The sequence below is a fragment of the Streptomyces anatolicus genome (assembly GCF_019400875.1).
In the GTDB taxonomy this organism is placed as follows: Bacteria; Actinomycetota; Actinomycetes; order Streptomycetales; family Streptomycetaceae; genus Streptomyces; species Streptomyces anatolicus.
In genome coordinates this window covers 1-3,258 of record NZ_WMBF01000623.1, presented here as the reverse complement: position 1 = coordinate 3,258, position 3,258 = coordinate 1, and the positions used below count along the sequence as shown (strand labels likewise).

General features: G+C 70.4%; 3 protein-coding genes. 2 read left to right on the top strand and 1 reads right to left on the bottom strand.

Annotation, left to right across the window (positions count from 1 at the left end):
* Positions 1 to 479: 479 nt before the first annotated feature.
* Positions 480 to 683 carry a hypothetical protein gene (locus GKQ77_RS30515; protein WP_219692360.1) on the top strand — a complete coding sequence of 68 codons (204 nt, stop codon included), beginning with the start codon at positions 480 to 482 and terminating at the stop codon, positions 681 to 683.
* A gap of 63 nt (positions 684 to 746) precedes the next feature.
* Here GKQ77_RS30515 and GKQ77_RS30510 read toward each other — a convergent pair whose 3' ends face one another.
* Positions 747 to 1,238, bottom strand: coding sequence for an SseB family protein (locus tag GKQ77_RS30510; RefSeq protein ID WP_055563227.1), 492 nt, complete (start codon positions 1,236 to 1,238; stop codon positions 747 to 749).
* Between the two features lie 120 nt (positions 1,239 to 1,358).
* Between GKQ77_RS30510 and GKQ77_RS30505 the strand changes: the two genes are divergently transcribed.
* The gene (locus GKQ77_RS30505; protein WP_219692359.1) at positions 1,359 to 3,185 is read left to right on the top strand and encodes an acyl-CoA dehydrogenase; all 1,827 of its coding nucleotides are present in this window, start codon (positions 1,359 to 1,361) and stop codon (positions 3,183 to 3,185) included.
* The last annotated feature ends 73 nt before the right edge of the window (positions 3,186 to 3,258 follow it).

Genomic DNA, 3,258 nt, shown 5'->3' with positions numbered 1-3,258 from the left:
GGGCCGGAGGGCCGGGGTGTCCAGGGGGCCTGGGTGCTTCAGGAGGCCCAGGTGGTGCTCCACCAGGGCCGGGCGCGCCGGGTGCCGCAGGAGGTACGGAAGGCGCGGCTGCCGCAGGAAGCCCGGGGCGCCCAGGAGGCGCGGCATGCGCGCGGGGTGCTGGCGCCGCAGGGCGCCCGACAACCGCACGGGACCCGGAGGGCGCGGCAGGCCCAGGGTTCGCAGGCGCCGCAGGAACCCCGGCAGCCGCACGGGACCCGGGCTGCCCGGCGGCCCCACGGGGCGCGGCAGGCGCAGGCGCCGCAGGAGGGCCCGGCCGACCGGTGCCCGCAGAGGACCCCAGAGCCCCAGCAGGCCCGCGAGGCGCAGACGCGGGGGGCCCGGGTGAGGCGGTGCCCGCGGAAGGGGCGGGAGGAGCGTTACCCACGGGCCCCGCAGGCCCTGCGGGGCCGGGGCGCGCCACCGCTTCCGTCGCCCCCGTGGCCGGCGCCGCGCCAAGCATCGCCCCGCACATGGCGGCGGCGGTCACGAGAACGGCGCCGGCGACGACGAGACGACTGCTCGGCACGCCGGCCGCACGGCGCAAGATCCTGGACGAGGGCATAGCCGAGAGCATCCGCGCCCGCCCCGCGTCCGTCCACGACCCGGAGGCGACCTGCCCGCCCTGTCACCCGTTCATCTGATAAACCGACCCCCGCGCTACCCCATCCGGGTCGGCCGGACGAGACCCCGAGGGCCCCGCCCCCTCACCCGTACATGCGCCGCATCGCGAAGTCGACCATCTGCTCCACGGCCTTCGCGTCGAAGACCATGCGGTGCTCGCCCTCCATGTCCAGGACGAAGCCGTACCCCGTCGGCAGGAGATCGATGACCTCCGCACCCGTGATCACGAAGTACTTGGAGTCCTTGCCCGCGTACCGCCGCAGCTCCTTGAGGGAGGTGAACATCGGGATGACCGGCTGCTGGGTGTTGTGCAGCGCGAGGAAGCCGGGGTTGTCGCCGCGCGGGCAGTAGACCTTCGAGGTCGCGAAGGCCTGCTGGAAGTCCTCGGCGGACATCGAACCGGTCGTGAAGGCCCGCACCGCGTCCGCGAGCGAGGGCGGCGAGGGCTCCGGGTAGAGGGGAGGCTGCTGGCCGTACCCACCGCCGGGCATGCCCTGCATCTGCTGCGGCGGCGGCTGCGCGCCCGGCGGAGCGTACTGCTGCTGGGCGCCCGGGTTCTGGTCATAGCCATACATGAGTGGAAGCCTACTGAGTCACAGATGGGCGGTTAGGGGTTGCGCCTTATTACCGACGGGTAGCATCATCGAAGCTACTTGCTGGTATTCCATCCCTTTCCTGCTTACGGAGCCTTCGCCATGGGCCACTACAAGTCGAATCTCCGCGACATCGAGTTCAACCTCTTCGAGGTGCTCGGCCGCGACAAGCTGTACGGCACCGGCCCGTTCGCGGAGATGGACGTCGACACCGCCAAGAGCATCCTGGAGGAGCTGCGCCGCCTCGCCGAGAACGAGCTGGCGGAGTCCTTCGCGGACGCCGACCGCAACCCCCCGGTCTTCGACCCGGAGACCAACACCGCGCCCGTCCCGGCGTCCTTCAAGAAGAGCTACCAGGCCTTCATGGACTCCGAGTACTGGCGCCTCGGCCTGCCCGAGGAGATCGGCGGCACCACCGCGCCGCGCTCCCTGATCTGGGGCTACGCGGAGCTGCTGCTCGGCGCGAACCCGGCCGTGTGGATGTACTCGTCGGGCCCCGCGTTCGCCGGCATCCTCTTCGAGGAGGGCAACGAGGCGCAGAAGAAGGTCGCCTCGATCGCCGTCGAGAAGCAGTGGGGCTCCACGATGGTCCTGACCGAGCCGGACGCCGGTTCGGACGTGGGCGCGGGCCGCACCAAGGCCGTGCAGCAGCCGGACGGCTCCTGGCACATCGAGGGCGTGAAGCGCTTCATCACCTCTGGTGAGCACGACATGTCGGAGAACATCCTCCACTACGTTCTCGCCCGCCCCGAGGGCCACGGCCCCGGCACCAAGGGCCTCTCCCTCTTCCTCGTACCGAAGTACGAGTTCGACTGGGAGACCGGCGAGCTGGGCGAGCGCAACGGCGTCTACGCCACGAACGTCGAGCACAAGATGGGCCTGAAGGCCTCCAACACCTGCGAGATGACCTTCGGCGACCAGCACCCCGCCAAGGGCTGGCTGATCGGCGACAAGCACGACGGCATCCGCCAGATGTTCCGCATCATCGAGTTCGCGCGGATGATGGTCGGCACGAAGGCCATCGCGACGCTCTCCACGGGCTACCTCAACGCCCTTGAGTACGCCAAGGAGCGCGTCCAGGGCCCCGACCTGGCCCAGTTCATGGACAAGACCGCGCCGAAGGTGACGATCACCCACCACCCGGACGTGCGGCGCTCCCTGATGACGCAGAAGGCGTACGCGGAGGGCATGCGCGCGCTCGTGCTGCACACCGCGGCCGTCCAGGACGAGATCCAGGTCAAGGAGGCGGCGGGCGAGGACGCGTCGGCGCTGAACGCCCTGAACGACCTCCTCCTGCCGATCGTCAAGGGCTACGGCTCGGAGAAGTCGTACGAGCAGCTGGCGCAGTCGCTCCAGACGTTCGGCGGCTCGGGGTACCTCCAGGAGTACCCGATCGAGCAGTACATCCGTGACGCGAAGATCGACACCCTCTACGAGGGCACGACCGCGATCCAGGGCCAGGACTACTTCTTCCGGAAGATCGTCCGGAACCAGGGCGCGGCGCTGAACGGCCTCGCCGAGGAGATCAAGAAGTTCCTGGCGCTCGGCACGGGCGGCGAGACGCTGGCCGGCGCCCGCGAGGAGCTGGCCAAGGCCGCGGTCGAGCTGGAGGCCATCGTCGGCGTCATGCTGACGGACCTCGCGGCGACCGAGCAGGACGTGAAGTCCATCTACAAGGTGGGCCTCAACACGACGCGGCTGCTGATGGTCTCGGGCGACGTCGTCGTCGGCTACCTGCTGCTCCGCGGTGCCGCGGTGGCCGCCGAGAAGCTGGAGACGGCCTCGGCCAAGGACAAGGCGTTCTACGAGGGCAAGATCGCGGCGGCCAAGTTCTTCGCGGCGACGGTGCTGCCCGGGGTCGCGACCGAGCGGAAGCTCGCCGAGGGCGTGGACCTGGACCTGATGACCCTGGACGAGTCGGCCTTCTAACCCCCTTCCACACCACGCGGCCCGCCCCCACCCCGGGAGGCGGGCCGCGCTGCGTTCCCCGGCGGACGAAACC